This is a genomic window from Acidimicrobiales bacterium, from assembly GCA_035533095.1.
In the GTDB taxonomy this organism is placed as follows: Bacteria; Actinomycetota; Acidimicrobiia; order Acidimicrobiales; family Palsa-688; genus DATLUM01.
This window is the reverse complement of record DATLUM010000126.1, coordinates 1-18108: the sequence shown is the minus strand read 5'-3', so window position 1 is coordinate 18108 and position 18108 is coordinate 1. Positions and strand designations below refer to the sequence as shown.

19 protein-coding genes are annotated in these 18108 nt (G+C 69.2%); 15 read left to right on the top strand and 4 right to left on the bottom strand.

Annotated features, from left to right (window positions below):
* Positions 1-703 precede the first annotated feature (703 nt).
* Entirely contained in the window at positions 704-1309 is a 606-nt protein-coding gene (locus tag VNF71_15070) for a DUF6431 domain-containing protein (protein ID HVA75877.1), read from the top strand.
* A gap of 979 nt (positions 1310-2288) precedes the next feature.
* Positions 2289-3257, top strand: a complete 969-nt coding sequence (locus VNF71_15065; protein HVA75876.1) for a tyrosine-type recombinase/integrase — start codon at positions 2289-2291, stop codon at positions 3255-3257.
* Between the two features lie 93 nt (positions 3258-3350).
* Here VNF71_15065 and VNF71_15060 read toward each other — a convergent pair whose 3' ends face one another.
* Positions 3351-3686 (bottom strand): DUF6788 family protein, encoded by a 336-nt coding sequence (locus VNF71_15060; protein HVA75875.1) that lies wholly within the window; start codon positions 3684-3686, stop codon positions 3351-3353.
* A 65-nt stretch (positions 3687-3751) separates the two neighbouring features.
* On the opposite strand from VNF71_15060, the gene VNF71_15055 reads away from it, so the two are divergent.
* The 10 genes from VNF71_15055 to VNF71_15010 all read left to right on the top strand — a co-directional run bounded on the left by VNF71_15055 (position 3752) and on the right by VNF71_15010 (position 13396).
* On the top strand, positions 3752-4936 hold the full coding sequence (locus VNF71_15055) for a tyrosine-type recombinase/integrase (GenBank protein HVA75874.1): 1185 nt from the start codon (positions 3752-3754) through the stop codon (positions 4934-4936).
* Positions 4937-5403: 467 nt separating this feature from the next.
* Complete coding sequence (locus tag VNF71_15050) at positions 5404-7407, top strand: site-specific integrase (GenBank protein HVA75873.1); 2004 nt, start codon at positions 5404-5406, stop codon at positions 7405-7407.
* On the top strand, positions 7404-7994 hold the full coding sequence (locus VNF71_15045) for a DUF6262 family protein (GenBank protein HVA75872.1): 591 nt from the start codon (positions 7404-7406) through the stop codon (positions 7992-7994). Before VNF71_15050 ends, VNF71_15045 begins: the two co-directional genes overlap by 4 nt.
* Positions 7984-8961, top strand: coding sequence for an ERCC4 domain-containing protein (locus VNF71_15040; GenBank protein ID HVA75871.1), 978 nt, complete (start codon positions 7984-7986; stop codon positions 8959-8961). Before VNF71_15045 ends, VNF71_15040 begins: the two co-directional genes overlap by 11 nt.
* 309 nt (positions 8962-9270) lie before the next feature.
* Positions 9271-11175: a tyrosine-type recombinase/integrase gene (locus VNF71_15035; protein ID HVA75870.1), complete on the top strand. Its 1905-nt coding sequence runs from the start codon at positions 9271-9273 to the stop codon at positions 11173-11175.
* The gene (locus tag VNF71_15030) at positions 11172-11474 is read left to right on the top strand and encodes a hypothetical protein (GenBank protein HVA75869.1); all 303 of its coding nucleotides are present in this window, start codon (positions 11172-11174) and stop codon (positions 11472-11474) included. Before VNF71_15035 ends, VNF71_15030 begins: the two co-directional genes overlap by 4 nt.
* 10 nt (positions 11475-11484) lie before the next feature.
* On the top strand, positions 11485-11751 hold the full coding sequence (locus tag VNF71_15025) for a helix-turn-helix domain-containing protein (protein ID HVA75868.1): 267 nt from the start codon (positions 11485-11487) through the stop codon (positions 11749-11751).
* A 384-nt stretch (positions 11752-12135) separates the two neighbouring features.
* The gene (locus VNF71_15020; GenBank protein ID HVA75867.1) at positions 12136-12567 is read left to right on the top strand and encodes a hypothetical protein; all 432 of its coding nucleotides are present in this window, start codon (positions 12136-12138) and stop codon (positions 12565-12567) included.
* Complete coding sequence (locus tag VNF71_15015; protein HVA75866.1) at positions 12564-12878, top strand: hypothetical protein; 315 nt, start codon at positions 12564-12566, stop codon at positions 12876-12878. Before VNF71_15020 ends, VNF71_15015 begins: the two co-directional genes overlap by 4 nt.
* The gene (locus VNF71_15010) at positions 12875-13396 is read left to right on the top strand and encodes a hypothetical protein (GenBank protein HVA75865.1); all 522 of its coding nucleotides are present in this window, start codon (positions 12875-12877) and stop codon (positions 13394-13396) included. The genes VNF71_15015 and VNF71_15010 overlap by 4 nt, the downstream gene beginning before the upstream one ends.
* 221 nt (positions 13397-13617) lie before the next feature.
* On the opposite strand, the gene VNF71_15005 is transcribed toward VNF71_15010, so the two are convergent.
* From VNF71_15005 to VNF71_14995, 3 genes are read right to left on the bottom strand one after another with little or no spacing between them, the layout of a single operon-like run.
* Positions 13618-13995 (bottom strand): hypothetical protein, encoded by a 378-nt coding sequence (locus tag VNF71_15005; protein HVA75864.1) that lies wholly within the window; start codon positions 13993-13995, stop codon positions 13618-13620.
* 2 nt (positions 13996-13997) lie between these two features.
* Positions 13998-14360 carry a hypothetical protein gene (locus VNF71_15000; protein HVA75863.1) on the bottom strand — a complete coding sequence of 121 codons (363 nt, stop codon included), beginning with the start codon at positions 14358-14360 and terminating at the stop codon, positions 13998-14000.
* On the bottom strand, positions 14344-14745 hold the full coding sequence (locus VNF71_14995; GenBank protein ID HVA75862.1) for a hypothetical protein: 402 nt from the start codon (positions 14743-14745) through the stop codon (positions 14344-14346). Before VNF71_14995 ends, VNF71_15000 begins: the two co-directional genes overlap by 17 nt.
* A gap of 304 nt (positions 14746-15049) precedes the next feature.
* Here VNF71_14995 and VNF71_14990 point away from each other — a divergent pair, with 304 nt between their 5' ends.
* From VNF71_14990 to VNF71_14980, 3 genes are all read left to right on the top strand, one after another.
* The gene (locus VNF71_14990; GenBank protein HVA75861.1) at positions 15050-15667 is read left to right on the top strand and encodes a Mu transposase C-terminal domain-containing protein; all 618 of its coding nucleotides are present in this window, start codon (positions 15050-15052) and stop codon (positions 15665-15667) included.
* The gene (locus tag VNF71_14985) at positions 15667-16485 is read left to right on the top strand and encodes an AAA family ATPase (protein ID HVA75860.1); all 819 of its coding nucleotides are present in this window, start codon (positions 15667-15669) and stop codon (positions 16483-16485) included. The genes VNF71_14990 and VNF71_14985 overlap by 1 nt, the downstream gene beginning before the upstream one ends.
* A gap of 1026 nt (positions 16486-17511) precedes the next feature.
* Positions 17512-18108: hypothetical protein (locus tag VNF71_14980; GenBank protein ID HVA75859.1), on the top strand; the 597-nt coding region annotated here is incomplete at its 3' end.

The window sequence follows — 18108 nt, the reverse complement described above, 5'->3', positions numbered from 1 at the left end:
GTGCGCGGCACCATCCCCAGGACACGAGCGGGACACCAAACAGCGGTCACCATCGGTCAATCGCGGTCTGCGACGTCTGATGATCAGGCAGCCAGCACCCGTTCCACCCCGCCTGCGGCCACGCGCGCGCCGTCAAGGACGCGGGGGCGCCACCCGCTACCCCACTCTGGCTGTCGCGCCGGCGAACCGTCACATCGCAGTCGCCACCACGTCTCCTCAACCGGTGTGGTCTCCGCCATGAGGCTATGAGATTGACGAACCGCCCATTTCTCCCGTATGCGTCTGTGGGCGCAGGGTTGTCCTTGTAGGCGATAGAACCTGGTCAGCGGGCACTTCCGAGCCGATCTCGTCTGCTCGCGTATGCCGTCGTACGCGACAAGAGGTCGGTGGTGCGCTGACAAATCCGCTGACATCGCGAGTGGCCAAGGCAACGAGCCGCGAGTCGCTTTCGCGGCTTCGGCTCGGTCATCGAGGTGGGACTGGCTGGGCCACATCTGACATGCGGTGTTACGGGCACGTCTTGGTGAAGCCGTAGGGGCGTGATCCGGTCGGGGTAGTTGGGGATGGACTTGGCGGGGCGGTGGCGTTGGACGGCGGTTGGGGCGGCTGGTGAGGATCGGGAGGACCTGGGAACGCGACAGGGCCCCTCCCGATCACATGAGTTGGACGCTCGTCGGGAGGGGCCCGGAAGGGCTGTGTGCCGATGGCGATCGTATGGCCGACCGAGCTCGACGTCGACGGCTACGCGGAGGCGGGTCGTGAGGTGGTGGTGCCGCGGCCGGCGTGCCCGGGTTGCCGGCGGCCGATGCGGTTCTGGGGGTGGTACGAGCGAGACGTCCGGGTGAGCGCCGAGGTGATCCGTCGTCTTGAGGTGCGTCGAGGACACTGCCGGGACTGCGGGCGGACGCACGCCTTGCTGCCCGGGTTCGTGACCTGGGGACGTCTGGACGGGGCCGAGGTGATCGGCTCGGCGCTGGAGGCGATGTGCGAGCACGGCGTCGGGATGCGACGGGTGGCCGATGGTCTGGACTTGAAGCACACCACGGTGCGCGACTGGCGGCGGCGCTTCGCCCACCGGGCCGGGCTGCTGGCAGTCGGGTTGAGCCGGTTCTGCGTGGCCGTCGGCGACCTGGCCCCCCGGCTGTCGGGCCGCCCCGAGACGGTCGCGGTCGCCGCCGCGAGGGCGGCGTGGTCGGCGGCGCGACGCCGCTTCGGCGAGGGAGTCGGCAGCTTGTGGCGGCTGGCCAACGCTGTGGTCGGCGGCCACCTGCTCAGCACCAACATGGATCCGCCCTGGGCGGCGATCTGAGTTTGCCGTTGGATGCCCATCGACGGTTGCCGACGGTCGGCGACCCGTTTGGGAGGAGACATTTCGATGGGTAGCGACAGCCACGACCGGGCCGAGCAGGTCGCCTTGTTCCGGTTCAGCGTGATCTCCGAAGCCGTCAGTCCCCGATTGACGCCCGCAGAGCGGGGCCTGGTGGTGCGGGCTCTGGCGGCGCGCACGTGGACGACCCCTGACGGCGTGGAGCGTTGCTTCGCTCGGGGCACGATCGACCGGTGGCTGGTGGCGTATCGGCGCGACGGGCTTGCGGGCCTGCGACCGGTCCCACGTTCGGATCGGGGCCGGGCTCGTTCTCAGGGGCGCTGGTTGGAGGAGGCCGAGCGGATGCGCCGGGCGATCCCGACACGGTCGTCGGCCAAGATCGTCGATGGGATCGCCCGCGCCCATGGGGTGGTGCTCTCGGAGCGCACGGTGCGCGCCCATCTGCGCCGGGCAGGGCTGACCCGCGCCGCCCTGACCGCCGAGCCGGCCCGGGCGTTCGGACGTTACGAGGCGTCGGGCCCGAACGAGATCTGGATCGGTGACGTGCTCGTCGGCCCCTGGGTGCCCCACCCTCGGGCGGCCGGCTCGAGACGGGCGAAGCTGTTCGTGCTGGTGGATGATTACAGCCGCCTGCTGGTTTATGGGCGGTGGATGACCGAGGAGAACACCAGGTCCGGCCAGGACGTGCTGCGCTCGGCGATCGCCCGCCGGGGTCTGCCCCAAATCCTGCACGTCGACAACGGCGCCCCGTATGCCAACCATCAACTGGCCCGGGCGTGTGCCGTGCTCGGCGTGCACCTGGTGCACTCCAAGCCCTACGCGCCCCTCTTATCTGGCCAATATTCTTTAAAAGCAGTAGCAGGGCCTGTGGATTCTGTGGATATTGTGGATAAGCGAATTTGTGGAATCCACAGGGTTTTCCTCTTGATCGGGGCGGGTCGTTCTGCGTTACTGACGTCCCATGACCGAGTTGAGCGTGACGGGCCGAGGGAGCCAGTGGCGAGTGGTGAGCGAGGGCGGCGATGCCGACCTGGCGTTGATCAACGACTTCCTGGCCTATCTGGAGGACCGGAACTACTCGCCGCTCACGGTGCGGGCCTACGCGTTCGACCTGTTGCACTTCTCCCGCTGGTTGGCCGATGTGGGAACCCGCCTTCCAGACGTGGGCACCAACACGTTGTTGGACTACCTGGCCGCCAACCGGCAGGTTCGGCTCCCCGGCCAGCATGACAACGTGGTGCCGTTGCACGGCGGGCGTTGGGCGGTCGGGTACGCGCCGGCGACGATCAACCGCCGACTGGCGGCGGTCTCGGGGCTGTTCGGCTTTCGCGCGATGCGTGACCCGGACGCGCTGAACCCGATGCCGAAGGGCGCCGCGGCCCGGAGGACGACGAAAGGTGAGCGCAGTGGTCTGCTCGGGCATCTCGCCCGACCGAAGGCGCGCTCCAAGCTGCGGGTGCGTGAGCCGCGCCGCCTTCCTCGGGGGCTGGACCGGGCGGAGACCGCGACGCTGTTGGGCAGCTTCCTCACCGAGCGGGACCGGGCGATCGCCGGCCTGATGCTGTTTTCCGGGTTGCGCTCGGCCGAGGTGCTGGGACTGAAGGCCACCGACGTCGACATCGGGCGGGGCTGGGTGCGGGTGATCGGCAAGGGCGACAAGGAACGGCGCGTCCCGCTCGATCCGGACGTGGCCGGGCTGGTCCAGTCCTACCTGCTCGCCGAGCGGCCGGAGACGACCTCACCGGCGTTGTTCGTGGTCGCCAAGGGACCGCACCGGGGCCAGCCGCTCACTCCGGCCGGGCTGCGCCGCGTGTTCCGCTACCACCGGGAGCGTTCCGGCGTGCCGGCCGGGCACCCGCACGCGCTGCGCCACACCTTCGTTATCTCCCGTCGGTCTATCCCCCAGAGGGACGTGAGGTTGGTGGCCTGAGCCGTTCGTAGCTCACAGGTATTCAGTAGTGGGTGAGCGACGTGAGGCACGTATGCCACCAGGACGTCGTGTCGCCCCGTGGGGGGTGGTGGTTCACTGGCTGCCCCATTCTTCAGCCTTCACGGCGACGCTGGTTGAGAGCGCTTCCAGTTCGCCGATCAGCTCGCGGAGCCGTTTGGCGTTGTCGAACCAGGGCCGGTAGCGCTCGACTTGGGCAGCGCTGAGGTTCCGGGTGACGGTCTTTCCGTTCACCTTGCGGGTCCAGGACGGGTAGGGACCGTGGAGCCGGTCAGGGTCGGTGTGGCAGGCGCAGGTGGGGCTACCGCACCGGGAGGTGCGAGCCACCAGGCTGCCGGGCATGCAGAAGCCGAGTTCGGCGATTGCGGCCATGATCTGGCGCTGGCGCCGTTTCTCTTGCTGAGTGGGCATGGCTCGTTGCTATCGCGCCGAGCGGTCCACCACGCCGATGCCCGGAAGTTTCATACTTCAAGGTGATGGTCACGGAAGGCGCCGAGCCTGCGCAGCCAACCAACCACAGCGGTCACGAGCCCACCGGCTGGGCGTCGTTCCGGGCTGAGCGGGCGATGTCGCCGGTTGACGGGAGCGGGCAGTGGGTGGTGCTTGACGCCGAACTGGTCGTGCACGTCGAGGCGAGCGACTTCTGCCGTGCGCTCTATGGCGCCAGTCGTTCGCCGCACACGATCCGCGCCTACGCCGGCAGGGTGGCGCTGTTCTTGAGTTGGTGCCAGGTCCACGGTTTTGACTGGAAGACGATCGGCTTGCCGAGCCTGGCCCGTTTCAAGCACTGGCTGGAGGCGACGCCGATCGACACCGGGCGGGTACGCCGGGGTGGGACGGTCGACGCCATCTTGATCGCGGTGTGCGAGTTCCTGCGGTTCTGTGCCCGGACCGCGGTGATCGATCAGGCGGTGGCCGACCGGCTGTCGGAGCCGCGCTGGCTGCGGTTCCTGCCGGCGGGATTCGACGCCGGCGAGCGCGGACAGTTCCGCACGGTGCGGGTTCGGGAGATCAAGGCACGGACAGAGACGCCGTTCCCTGAGGCGCTCACCCCGGAGCAGTCCGAGACGCTGTTCGCCTGCTGTCGTCGACCCCGGGAGCGTTTCATGGTCAGGTTGCTGCACGACACCGGTCTCCGTATCGGGGAGGCGTTGGGTCTTCGCCGGGAGGACATGCACCTGCTGCCCGATTCCCGTCGGGCGGGCTGCGCGGTGGTGGGCCCGCATGTCCATGTCCGACATCGGGCGAACCCGAACGGGGCGTTGGCCAAGTCCCGTTTCCCTCGGATGGTGCCCGCCAGCGAGGCGGTGCTGTTGGCCTATGCCGACTACCAGTTCGAGCGGGGCGAGATCCTCGGTGCCGACGACGACGACATGGTGTTCGTCAATCTCTACCACCAGCCCTTCGGCACGCCCATGACCTACCGCGCGGCCAAGGGGTTCTTCGAGCGCCTGGCCAGGCAATGCGGCTTCCCGGCGCGGCCCCACATGCTGCGGCACACGGCGGCGACGAACTGGGTGCGGGCCGGGGTCGAGCTGGATGTCGTCCAGCGGCTCCTGGGCCACGCCAGTCCGGCCTCGAGCTTGGTGTACCTGCACGCCCGGGATGGGGACAAGCGTCGGGCGGTGGAGGCGGTCGCAGCCGGGGAGCGCTACCGGTGAGCCGGCCGGCGCTGCGTCTGGTCGCCGCCACCTTCTCCGAGCAACGCTCTGGCACCGAGACCGGTTGGCTCGAATGGCTCATGGCCCATGTCGGGGTCGCTTGGCGGCCCGGGGAGTGGGATCAGTCGCTGTGGTTGTTCACGGGCGATCTCGGAAGTGACCGGACCGCGGCATGGCCGTGTCGAACGCCTGGGTGTCCATCGGCGACCCGTCGATACCACGGCCGTTGCACGGCGTGTCGGCGGGCAAGGGTGGCGGCAGGCGTATCTGAGGAGGAGTTCGACCGCGCACCGCGACGTCCGCCCGCCCGGCCCATCGCCCCTGGGGCGTGCGCGGTGGAGGGCTGCCGCAGCGAGGGTCACAGCAACGGCCTGTGCTTCCGACACGAGCGGGCCTGGCGGAAAGGAGGCGGGCCGATCGAACAGTTCATCGCCCGTGCTCAGCCCCTGCAGCGTGCCGAGCCCTGTGTGGTCGCGGGCTGCGCACGCGAGCGCGTCTATCGGCGGGGCCTGTGCTGGCTCCATGACAATCGCTTCAAGCGTGACCGCTGGGCCGGTTCGGCATCGGAGGAGGACCTGGCAATGTGGGCGGCGGGCGAGTCGCCTCGGCTCGGCTACCACCAGTTCTCGTTGGCTCCTTTGGCCGAGCTGGTGCGCTTCGAGGTGCTCTACGCGCTGCAGTGCCGGGACACGACACCACCGCCGTTGGACCCGTTGCAGGTGCGGATCCTCCTCAGCCGCCTGGTGGGCACCGGCTCGGTCCGCGACGCCGATCCCGATGCGGTGTGCGAGAGCGGCGGCCTCCAATACAACTCCGACATCAGGGCCTTGTTCCGTGACCTGCGCCGTTACCTGGAGCGGGCCTGGGTGGCCCACACCGGCACCGACCCCTACGCCGGGGAGGTGTGGGAGGTGGCGCTGCTCGACTTGCAGTCCAACGCCAGCCGACCGTGGCCACCGGCCACCGACGGCACCATCGACTTCCGGCCGGTCGAGCTGGGCTGGTTGCGCCAGGTGCTCCAGCACTGGGCCCGCACCACCCGCCCCTACCTGCAGCGGCTCCGGGAGGCGTTGCGGGCCTGCCGAGCGGCGTCTCAGGCGCTGGTGGCCTCCGGTCGCACCGACCCAGCCGGCCTCGACGCGGGCGACTTCACCCGTGTCGTCGACGCCCTCTCCGGTCACCGCCGCGATGACGGCAGCCCGTATTCGGCCAGCCACCGCAACCTGCTGCTGTTTCTGTTCTGCGAGGTGATCGAGTACGGCCGCACCAGTGGGCTCATGGCCGACATCCCCGATCAGTTCCGGCCGGCCAAGCGCCGTCATCGCGTGGTCGCCGACGCCAACGAGGACCAGGTGGGCAAGGCGTTGCCCGACTCGGTGATCCGCCAGCTCGACGGGCACCTGCACCTGCTGGGCGAGGATGGGCGGGCCGGCTCGTTGAGCGGCGCCGACTTGAAGGCGATGCACCAGACCATCTACCGGATCTTGCGCGACACCGGGCGGCGCCCCGGGGAGGTGGTGAGCCTCAAGGTTGGCTGCGTCGAGGTCATCGACGGCCAGCACAACCTGATCTATGACAACCACAAGGCCGCCCGGCTGCGTCGGCGCCTGCCGATCACCGCGGAGACCGCAGGGGTCATCTTGGCCTGGGAACGTCGCCGGGGCGGGCTGGCTACCCCGCCGGCCACCCGCCAGTGGCTGTTCCCGTCCCCCCAGCGGCGCTCCCACCAGGCCCTCGGCCACCTGACCGCCTCGGCTGTGGGGCGGGCGTTTCGGGCCTGGGTGCAACGGATCCCCACGATCGACAGCGAGCTGCTCGGCCCGGACGGGACACCGCTGGCCTTCGACCGGTCGCTCGTCATCCCCTACGCGTTGAGACACTCCTACGCCCAACGTCACGCTGACGCGGGCGTGCCCGTCGATGTGCTCAAAGAGCTGCTCGATCACGTCGCGATCCAGACCACGCTCGGGTACTACACGGTCAGCCTCAAGCGCAAGGCCCAGGCCATCCGCACGGTCGGATCGCTGGCCGTGGACGCCGCCGGCAAGCCTGCACCGTTCTCCGACCCGCTCGCCTACGAACGGGCATCGGTCTCGGTCCCGTTCGGCAACTGCACCGAACCATCCAACGTGAAGGCCGGAGGCGGGCACTGCCCGATCCGCTTCCAGTGCGCGGGCTGCGGCTTCTACCGGCCGGACCCCTCGTATCTGCCAGCTCTCGAAGCCCACGTCGCCAGCCTGAGCGCCGACCGGGAAACTGCCCGGGCCATCGGGGCTGCTGACTACGTGGTCACCAACCTGACCGCCGAGATCGACGCCTTCTGCGTGGTGGCCGACCAGATGCGTCGTCGCCTCGCCGAGCTCGACCCCGACGAACGAGCCGAGGTGGAAGCCTCGGCCCGGATCCTGCGCCGGGCCCGGGCCGCCCGGCGCATCCCGGTCATCGCCTCCCTGCCCGGCGAGACGGGGTGACCACGGCCCCCGCACCGGCCCGGTCGACGGCGATGCGGGCAGCCAGAGCAGAACACAGCCAGGACAAGCGTGCCCGCGCCCTGGCGGCCATCGAGGCGCTGGAGGCCGCCGGAGCGTCGATTACCTTCCCGGCCGTGGCCAAAGCTGCCGGCGTGTCCACCTGGCTCACCTATGCCGAAGGGATCCGAGAGCACGTGGAGGCTGCTCGGCGGCGCCAGACCGACGGCGACATCGCCGCTGCTTCTCATTCCTCTGTGTCCGACAAGCATCGGGCGACACCCGCCAGTTTGCGCACCGATCTGGCCGTCGCCCGGGAGGAGATCAGGCGGCTCCGAACCGAACGCGACAAGCTCTACAGACGCCTCCGTCTCCACCTCGGCGCCGAGATCGAAGGCCCGGACAGGGCTCAGCTGATCGCGCGAATCGCCGAACTCGAAACCGTCAACCGCCAGCTGGTGGCCGAGCGGGACGCCCGTGGGGCCGAGGCAGACACCACCCGCCGGCGCGTCGTCGAACTGGAAGACGAGCTCACCGCCGTGCGCGAGAGCCTGCGTCGGGTCATCCGGGCGGAGAACCGTGGCCGCTGAGGAGCTGTTGATCGCCCGCAACCCGGACCCGGAGTCCACCCTGGCTTACCTGCTGCGCGTCCCGCTGGGCGACGGGCTCGTGCTGCGAACCGCCGGCACGTGGCCGCGCACCAAGGCGCTCTACTGCTACCCGGTGCCGTCAAGTGAGTGGCCCGCCGATGCCGAAATCGTGGAACGGATCGCCCTGCGTTCCTGCGTTCGGCGAGGAGCCGCCATCGACCTGGTCGTCAACCGGGCCCGGGAGAACCGCTCCCAGCTGGTGTTCACCACCGCCCGAGGCCGCGACGCCGTGTTCTGGCAGTCGCCCCGCACCCGCAACCAGGCCCGCCCGAACGTGACCACCCCCACCGCGCGAGCTGCGGGGGTCGCCGAGCTCGAGATCATCGTCGACAGCCGCGAGCACTACCCCTATCGCTTCCCCGGCAAGCCGGTGCGCACCCTCGGTCGGGCGCTGGCGTGCGGCGACTACGGGGTGATGGTCGAGGGGCGACTCGCCGCTGCCGTCGAGCGCAAGTCGCTGCCCGACCTCGTCTCCAGCCTCATCAGCGGCAGGCTGCGCTACGCCCTGGGCGAACTCTCCGCCCTGCCCCGTGCTGCGGTGGTGGTCGAAGACCGCTACTCCCAGGTGTTCAAGTCCGACCGGGTTCGGCCGGCGGTGATCGTTGACGGCCTGGCCGAGTGCCAGATCCGCTGGCCCGAGGTGGCCATCGTCTTCTGCGAGACCCGCCAACTGGCCGAGGAATGGACATACCGATACCTGGCCGCTGCTCAGCTCTGGGCCACCACCGAACCGGCCGCCATCCAGCGCATCGCTGCCATGCCCACTCAACTCGCGGCACCGAACGCTCCCGATCCGTCCCCGGCCGAGGTGCGTGCTTGGGCCCGAACCAACGGGATCGCCGTGCCCGACCGAGGCCGGCTGGCCGCTGACGTGCATGCAGCGTGGCTTGGCGCACACCGCACCTGATCCCCGCGGCACTCGGCTCATCGAGCGACAGCAGCCCGGCGCGGACATCAACAACAGGGCACTCCGCCCGTGCCTCACGTGCCACACCCATGAATACGGTCGGCTACCAGCGATTTCGTCGAAATGAGTACAGATAACCGCAGGCACCGCGCTGGCCGAGGCCGGCGTTGATCTCGCGGTGCTGCAGGCGCTGATGGGCCATGACCACGTCGACTCCTCGTCCGTCTATATCCATCTGGCCCCCGCCCACCTACGGTCCGCGTATGACACCGCCCGGGCCCGCCAGCGTTCCTTGGCCGAGACCCGCTGATGCCGCCAGCCCCGACCGCGGTCCCGGCCGAGACGCAGCATCTCTACACCGGCTACCAGCGGTGGCTGACCGCCCGGGGGGTGGGCAACAGGCCCTTCGATATCGGCGCCCGCACCTTCTTGGCCCGCTTTCCCGACCCGCAGGGTTGGGCCGCCCTGCCGCTGGCCGAACGCCACCGCACCGCCAAGAACCACGTGCAGCCGTTCCTGAACTTCTTGATGCTGCACGGCCATCTGCACCCTGGTTACGACTGGTTGTTGGACCGCAAGTTCCATGCCATCCTCCGGGAAGGCGCGGCCAGCCCGCTCGGAGCCGACATCGCCCGCTTCCTGGGGGGCGCCGAGACGTTGGGCTACTCGGTGCGGACCCGCACCGGGATGGCCTCTGAGGTTGTCGCCCGGATGCTGATCCAAACCGGCCGAAGCCTCGATCAGCTCACCGACGCGGACTTCGCCGAGTTCGAAGCTGCCATCGGTGGACGAGAGGCTCGCAACGGGCGGGACTACAAGCATTACCGGACCGGTCTGCACGGGGCGCGCGCCGTCGTCTATCACCTGGGCGCCCCGGCCGAGCCGGCGCCGAAACGCTCGACGCTGTGGCGGTGGAGTTGGGAACGACACCTCGAGGGGGTCGGCCCCCATATCCGCGGTCCGATGGTCGCCTACCTGGAGCGACTCCGAGCGACGCTGTCACGATCGAGCGTGCAGAGCGTCGCGTCGGAACTGGCGCACTTCGGCCGGTTCCTGGCCAGGACCGACCCCGGGTTGAAGTCGTTGGCGCTGCTGGACCGTCGCCGGCACATCGAGCCCTACCTGAGCGAGGTCGCGGACGCGATCAACCACCGCACCGGCGCGCCAATCGCCGCGTCGACCGCCAAAGGCCGCATCCTCACGGTCGGCCGGTTCCTCGACGCGATGGCAGAGTGGGGCTGGCCGGACGCCCCACCCCGGCGCCTCGTGTTCCCCCGTGACGCACCACGGCTGCCGCACCCGCTGCCCCGCTACCTGCCCCCCGATCACGACCGGCTCCTCGTCGAAGCGCTCGAGGCGTCACCGAACCGGTTGCGTGCCGACGCGTTGCTGTTGTTGCGGGCCACGGGGATGCGGATCGGCGAGCTTTGCGACCTGGAGCTCGACTGCGTGCACGAGGTTCCCGGCCAGGGCGCCTGGCTGAAAGTCCCGTTGGGCAAGCTGCTGACCGAGCGGATGGTGCCCCTCGACGACGAGACCGTCGAGCTGATCGACCGGATCGTCGCCCGCCGTTCCCCGGGGCGGCCGCTACGCCACCCCCGCACCGGCCGCCTCGTCGAGTTCCTCCTCACCCATCAGGGGCGGCGCGTCTCCGCGTGCACGCTGCGCGACGAGCTGCACCGCGCCGCCGCCGACGCCGGCCTGGGCTCGGCCGTGCCTCACCAACTCCGGCACACCTACGCCACCGCATTGGTCAACGCTGGCTGCTCGTTGCAGGCGCTGATGGCCCTGCTGGGTCATGTGTCGGCCGAGATGAGCTTGCGTTACGGGCGGCTGTTCGACGCCACCGTCCGCGAAAGCTACGAGCGGGCCCTCACGCTGGCCAAGGCGCAGCTGGGCCCGGTGCTGCCCGAAGCCACCCCCGTCACGCTGCAAACTGACTGGCGGGCGGCGCCGATGATCAAGTCCCGCCTCGCCGGCGGCTACTGCCTACGCAGCCTCGCCCAAGGCCCGTGCGCCTACACCCACGTGTGCGAGCACTGCCCGAACTTCCGGACCGATCACAGCTTCTTGCCGATGCTCGTCACCCAGCGCGCCGACGCCGCCAAGCTCGTCGCCGACGCTGAAGGCCGCGGGTGGGGTGAGGAAGCAGCCCGTCACCGCCGCCTGATCGAACGCCTCGACCGGCTCATCGCCGGCGCGGAGGCCAGTTGATCGACGACACCGTGACCAGGGTCGAGCAGGCCTGCGCGCAGCTCGCCGCTACCGGGCGGCCGGTCACCTTCGCCGAAGTGGCCGCCCTGGCCGGCACCAGCCGCACCACCATGTACCGGCGCGCCGACCTGCGTGCCGTGATCGAGGAGCACCGCGCCCGGGGCAAGGACGCCAACACCTTGTCCGGGTTGACCGTCCAGGTCGACCAGCTCCGCCACAGCCTCGAAGCCGTCGCCGGCAAGGTGCGCCGCCACGAAGAGGCAATCCGGCGTCTCGAACGCCAACGCAAGACCAAGTAGGTCATCAACCGTGGATGACGCCGGTCCACGCCCGGACGGCCCAATCGGCCGCATCAACGCCCTCGGCCAACAGATCGACCGTCTGCAGCGGCAACAAGAAGCGGCGATCCTGCTCGCTGTGCAAGCCGGCGCGACCTGGGCTCAGATCGGCGCCGCGCTCGGGGTCAGCGCCCAAGCGGCCCACAAACGGCACCGGTGGCTGCGCCACAATCCCGTCACCGGCGAGACGTGGCGCGAACCGCCCCTCCCCCTGCTGAACCCGACCACCACCAGATAATCCACAGGCTGGCCGTCGATTGGCCGGAGAACCCCAAGGTCGCGGAAAACAGGAAAGGCTGAACTCCACCAGCCGAACGCAAACCTTGCGTTTCGCACGACGCTCCGGCGTGATGCAACCGGGAGTGGGCTGTATTTGCAGGTGCAGCACACACGCCGTGCACGCAATCCGTTGCGGCGAAAGGGCTGATCTGCCTAGTGGTTATCGCCTTGCTGTCAGTCGAGAATAACTTTGCTAGTGGAGCCTGCGCGCCAATATTTCTTGTAACTCAAGGGTATCACAGGGTGAGGTGGTCATGGTGGATCGGGTGTCCGTCCGCTACCGGTGTTCATCGTCTTACATCACTGGCGCCGCCGTCGATCGTTCGGCGGCAGGAGGTGGACAATGAGCCATCAGAGCCGACGGGCGTCGCTGGAGATCGCAGGGTTGATGCACCCGAGACCGGAGGCGGTGACAGCGCCGCTCTTCGTGGGCGGGAACCCGTTCTTCTTCGCCGTCGACAAGGTGCAGGTGAAGTACGAGATGCTGCGCGCCCACCTGGTGGACGGGGTGAGCGTGACCGCCGCGGCGGCGGCGCACGGCTATTCACGACCCAGCTTCTACCTGGTCGAGGCGGGCTTCGCCGATCGGGGGATGGCCGGGCTGCTCGACGAGCGGCCCGGACGGCGTGGACCGCTGAAGATGACCGAGGAGATCGTCGGCTTCCTGGACGGGGCGCCCGAGGGCGTGTCCGGGGCGGAGCTGGCCCGGGAGGTGCAGCGGCGCTTCGGGGTCGGCCTGCACCCGCGCACGATAGAGAAGGCGAGGCGACGGTGAGCCGGTTCTGGCCAGTCGGCGAAGCCGCCCAGGGCGATTACGAGGCGTTGCGCGCATCGGCGGTGACGGGCTTGAGCCAGGCGAGCCCGGCGGCGACCCGTTTCGCCCGGGCCGGGCTGGCCGGTCTCATCGCCCGCCCAGCTGCCCGACCGGTGTTCGTAGCCGCCCTGAGGGGCGCCTGCCGGCCCGGCTGGACCCCGTATGAGGATCCGCGCACACAGTCGCTAGCCGCCGGCTTCGCGCTGTTGTTGGCGTGGGCCGACACCGAGCAGCCGGGCTCGACGGCAACCTGTGGAGGTGGGCTCCGGTGAGACGGTCCAACTCGGCGTCGCGCGACGACAGCGCGACGAAACGCCGCGGTGCCGGCGAGCGGCCAACGCCACACGCCGCAGGGATGGAGGCCACGATGAAGGCTGAGTTCCCGTCGCGTGACGACAACGCGACGATCCCCTGCCCGGTCTGCGGGCAGCCCTTCACGCCCAACGGGCGCCGGCTCTACTGCGGCGACTGCCGCAAGACCGCGTGGCGCCGCCGCCATCAGCCCGCCGCCGTGCCCGTCGTCGTCCCCGCCACCCGGCCACGGCGACCAATCACCGTGTACGAGTGCGGTTCTTGTGGGGCCAGGTCGCTCGGATCCCAATATTGCGAGGACTGCCGCACGTTCATGTCCCGCGTGGGAGTGGGCGGCCTGTGCCCCAGCCGCTTTGAGCCCGTCGCCGTGACCGACCTTGTCGAGGTGGGCCCGCCCTCCCCGGCGGCACCGGGAGCGCCCGCGCCCTCCGCACGCCGCCAAAAGGCCGCGGCTCGCGTCGAAGGGCGGCGGCCATGAGAGTGGCGATCTATGCCCGGGTCTCCAGCGAAGCCCAGGCCGCCCGGGGCACGATCGGCTCCCAGCTCGAGGTGCTCGTGTCTCGGACCGCGTCCGAGGGCCACGAGGTGGTGGCCACCTACACCGACGACGGCTACTCAGGAGCCCGACTAGACCGACCCGGGCTCGACGCCATGCGCGACGCCGCCGAGGGCGGCGCGTTCGACGCCGTGTGGTGCCTGTCACCGGACCGGCTCGCCCGGTCGTTCCCCTACCAGGTTCTGATCATCGACGAGCTCTCCCGTCTCGGCGTGCCCGTGATCTTCACCGACTCGCCACCCATCGACGACGACCCCCAGGCGCGGCTGCTCATCCAGATGCAAGGCGTGATCGCCGAGTACGAACGGGCGAAGATCGCGGAGCGCCACCGGCGGGGCAAGCTGTATCGGGTGCGAGCCGGCGAGGCCATCTTCTGGAAGGTGCCCTACGGGTATCGGCGGGTCGCCCGCTCCGACACCGGCCCGGCCCGCCTCGAGGTCTACGAGCCCGAAGCCGTCGTCATCCGGCGGATCTTCGCCGAGTACACCTCGGGAACCTCGCTGCGCCAGATCATCCGCCACCTCTACGAAGACGGCGTCCCGACCGCCACCGGCAAGGCGGTGTGGGCCAGCTCGACGCTCAACGGGCTGCTCCGGAACCCCACCTTCAAGGGCAAGGCCGCCTGGTATCGCCACGAGTACCTGCCCTCACCCGGCGGCCGCCCCCGGCGGCGGACACGGCCCGAAGAAGAATGGGTCGAGGTCGCCGTGCCCGCCATCGTCAGCGAAGACCTCTTCGCTGCCGCCGAGGCGATCGGCCGCGCCAACTCGGCTTTCTCACCCCGCAAGACCACACCCGGACTGTGGCTGCTGCGAGGCCTGGTCGTGTGCGGGCGCTGCGGGGTGAAGGCCCACGCCCAGCCGATGCCCTCATCCAGCGGGAACACCAACCGCTACTACTGCTGCTCGAACCACGACGTCATCAAGGCCGGCGGTCAGGACAAACGCTGCGCCGAGCGTCGCATCCGCGCCGACGACCTCGACGCCTTCGTCTTCGACGAGCTCCGAGCCGTGCTCGCCCGCCCCGACGTGCTCCTCGCCGGCGAAGAGGCACTCGCTGGGCGACAACCACCCGCCGCCGACGACATCCTCACCGCCCAGCTCGACAAGCTCACCCGCCGCGTCGAAGGGGCCGAAGCCGAACGCCGGCGCATCGCCGATCTCTACCAGGCCGACCTCATCACCTCGGCCGAGCTCCGCCGGCGTGCCAAAGAACTGGCCGCCCGGCGAGCCAAACTCGAAGCCGAGCGCGCCGAACTCACCGCACGCCACCACGACCTCGCCAGCCAGAGCCGACTCCGCCAGCGTCTAGACGACTTCGCCGCAAAGGCCACAGCCGGCCTCGAAAGACTCGACTTCGACGGTCGCCAACGTCTCCTGCGCCTCGTCGTCGAACAGGTCCGGGTCACCGGCTGGCAAGTCGAGATCAGCCTGCGCATCCCACTCGACATCGGACCGACTGACGGTGGCCGGCCGCCGCCGACCAAACCCAACAAACCTTCCCCCACAACGAAATCTCGCCGACTGTCCAGACGCCCAACAGCTGTGTCTAGCGATGTCGGTTTGCGTTCGGCTGGTGGCCTATATCCGCCAGTCGTTCATCGCCGAGATGGAAGTCCGGGGCATCCCGAGCTTCGAAGAGCTCAACGACATGTTCATGGCCTGGGCCGAGCAGGTCGCGAACGCGCGGATCCACGCCGAGACGAAGCAGACGCCGATCGAACGGTTCCTCGCCGACTTCACGCCGGCCATCCCGCCGCCGGCGCTGCTCGCCGAGGCGTTCCGGTGGAGCCTCACCCGCAGGGTCGCCAAGACGGCCACGGTCAACCTGCTGGCGAACCGCTACGGGGTCGACCCGGCGCTCATCGGGCGGACCATCGAGCTGCGGTTCGACCCCGAGGACCTCACCCGCATCGACGTGTTCGACCACGGTGTCCCCGCTGGCGCGGCCGTCCCGTTCGTGATCGGCCGTCACGTCCATCCCGCCGTCCCGCAAGCCGCCCCGCCACCGGCCCCGGCTGACATCGAGCCGGGCATCGACTACATGGGCCTCGTGCAGGCCGCCCACACCGAGACGCTCGGCGAAGGCTCGATCTCCTATCGCGACGTGCGCCTCCCCGGCTTCGAGGACTTCGACGAGCCCGGCGACAACAACGACACCGATCACCACGCCGGCAACGAGGCGGCGAGCTGATGGCCGGCGTCGACGTGTGGGCCGCCCACTTCGGGCTCACCCGCACCCCGTTCACCAAGACCATCCCGGCCAACAAGCTCTTCGACCGGGCCGCCCACGGCGAGGCCGTCGCCCGCATCCACTACTGCATCAACGAAGCCGCCCTCGGCGTGGTCGTCGGTGACACCGGCGCGGGCAAGACCGTGGCCGTGCGCGCCGCGGTCGCCGGACTCGATCGGACCAAGTTCACACTCGTCTACCTGTCCAACCCGTCCGGAGGATGTCGTGGCCTCTACGTCGCGATCGCCACCGCCCTCGGCGCCACCCCCCGGTTCCACAAGGCAGAAGCCATCAACCAGGCCGCAGCGCTGCTCGCCGCCGAAGAACACGAACGCCACCGCCGCGTCGTTTTCGTGATCGACGAAGCCCATCTCCTGACACCCGAGCAGCTCGAGGAGATCCGATTGCTGTCGAACGCCGAGATGGACTCGGCGTCCCCGTTCGCCGCGATCCTGCTCGGTCAACCGACGCTGGCGACCCGGCTCCGCCAAGGGATCTTCGCCGCCCTCGACCAGCGCATCAGCGTCCGCTACAGCATCGGCGGGATGGACCTCGCCGAGTCCATCGGCTACCTGCGCCACCATTTGTCCCACGCCGGTCGGACCGACCCGCTCATCGCCGATGACGCCGCCGCCCGCCTGCACCGCTACGCCAACGGGCTGCCCCGAGCGCTCAACAACGCCGCCACCGCCGCCCTCATGGCCGCCGCCGCTGACAGCAAGAGCATCGTCGACGACGCCTGCGCCAAGAAAGCCATCGCGGAACTCACCCGCACCTGAACCCCCCCCGACCAACGACGGCGCCGGACAACCCCACCCCCAGGGCCCGGCGCCGTCCGCGCGTCACCAGCCAGTCATGCCAAAACCGTGCTCGCCCAAACCTGCCAACGCGTTGTCATCCAAATCTGCCGGCAACAGATGTTGGCGCGGCCACCACGCAAGAGCATGTTGTGCCGAAGGGCCGAGTCGTGGTGGGCGAGACCCGGGGCTCGCTCTGTCGCGCGAGGCCTTTCGCCCGGTGGTTTCACAGCTTGTTTCATGCGATCCTTCGAGGGATTCCGAGGGGCGGTGATGATCCATGGCCGGGGGTGACCGCTCCCGGAAAGGCCTCGATCAGGTGCTCGCCATGACGCTTGCGTCCGGAGCCACGTTGGCCGACGCTGCCCAGCGTGCGGGGGTCAGTGAGCGAACGGCCCGCCGGCGGGCCTCCGAACCTGAGTTTGCCGCCGCGGTCGAGGCGTTCCGTGCCGATCTGGTCGAGCTCCGCGGTCGAACGTGTTCGGAGGGGACCTTCGGGCCCTGTCTGGCGGGCTCCAGAACCTATGAAGGGGTGAGACCTCGTGTCTCAGGACGGAGCGACACATGAGCACGGACATTGTTGAGGAGGACTTCAACGCCGCCGATACGATTCTGATCGACGCACTCGGTTCGGGGCGAACTCACGCACAAGCAGCGAAGTTGGCCCGGGTGTCGAGCAAGACCGTGCAGCGACGCCTGCAGGATCTCGACTTCGCGCGCGCGGTTGCCGAACGGCGAAGGCGACGAGTCGATGATCTGACCGCCCAGCTGGTTGGGGCCGCAGACGACGCCATCAGTGTCTTGACGACCCTGTTGGGCTCGCCGATCGGCTCCGATCGGCTCCGAACGGCTTCGATCGGCCCAGCTGCTGCTCGACTACGGACACCGCTACCACCGCATGCAGCTCGACGGAGAGATCCTCGAACGAATTGCCGGACTCGAGGAGGCGATCAACCAGCCAGGCGAGTCGCGAGCTGAACGACGCGCCACGTCGGACGAGGGTGACCGATGAAAGCGTCCCACCTGCATCGCGTCGAACGGATCGAGGCCCTGGTCCGAAAGGCCAACCCGCCGCCCCCAACCGATGACGAGCTCGTCCAGTCGCTCCGCGACTGTACCGCCGGGCCCAATGCCATCGCCCGTCTCTTCGACATCATCGAACCTGACTTCGCTGACATGATGGTTTATTGGGGCTACTCCGTGCGCTTTTACCGCCAACGATGTGACCGGGACGACCTGCCCAGCCCAATTGATTTGCTGAGCCACATCATCGCCACACCGCCTGGTCTCGAGGTCCCTCCCTTTCTCCTTCAGCGCCGACGTGACAACGACGCCTACCGTCCGGACGACTGGGCCAAATGGCGTGATCTCAGGCCACGATTTGCGTTTGTGTTTTGGGCGCGAACTCGGCTTGGTTGGCTGCTGACGAGCGATCCAGAGGCCCTCAGCATGCGCATCCAGGTCGACAACTGGTTCGAGCGTGATGAGGAACCCGCGAACATGGGCCGAACGGCAAGTGCACGCTCGATTCGGCTCACCGAACCGCTCGACAAGCAGCTGGACCGAGCAATTGTCCTCAGCAACGCAGTGTACGAATTGTGGGCC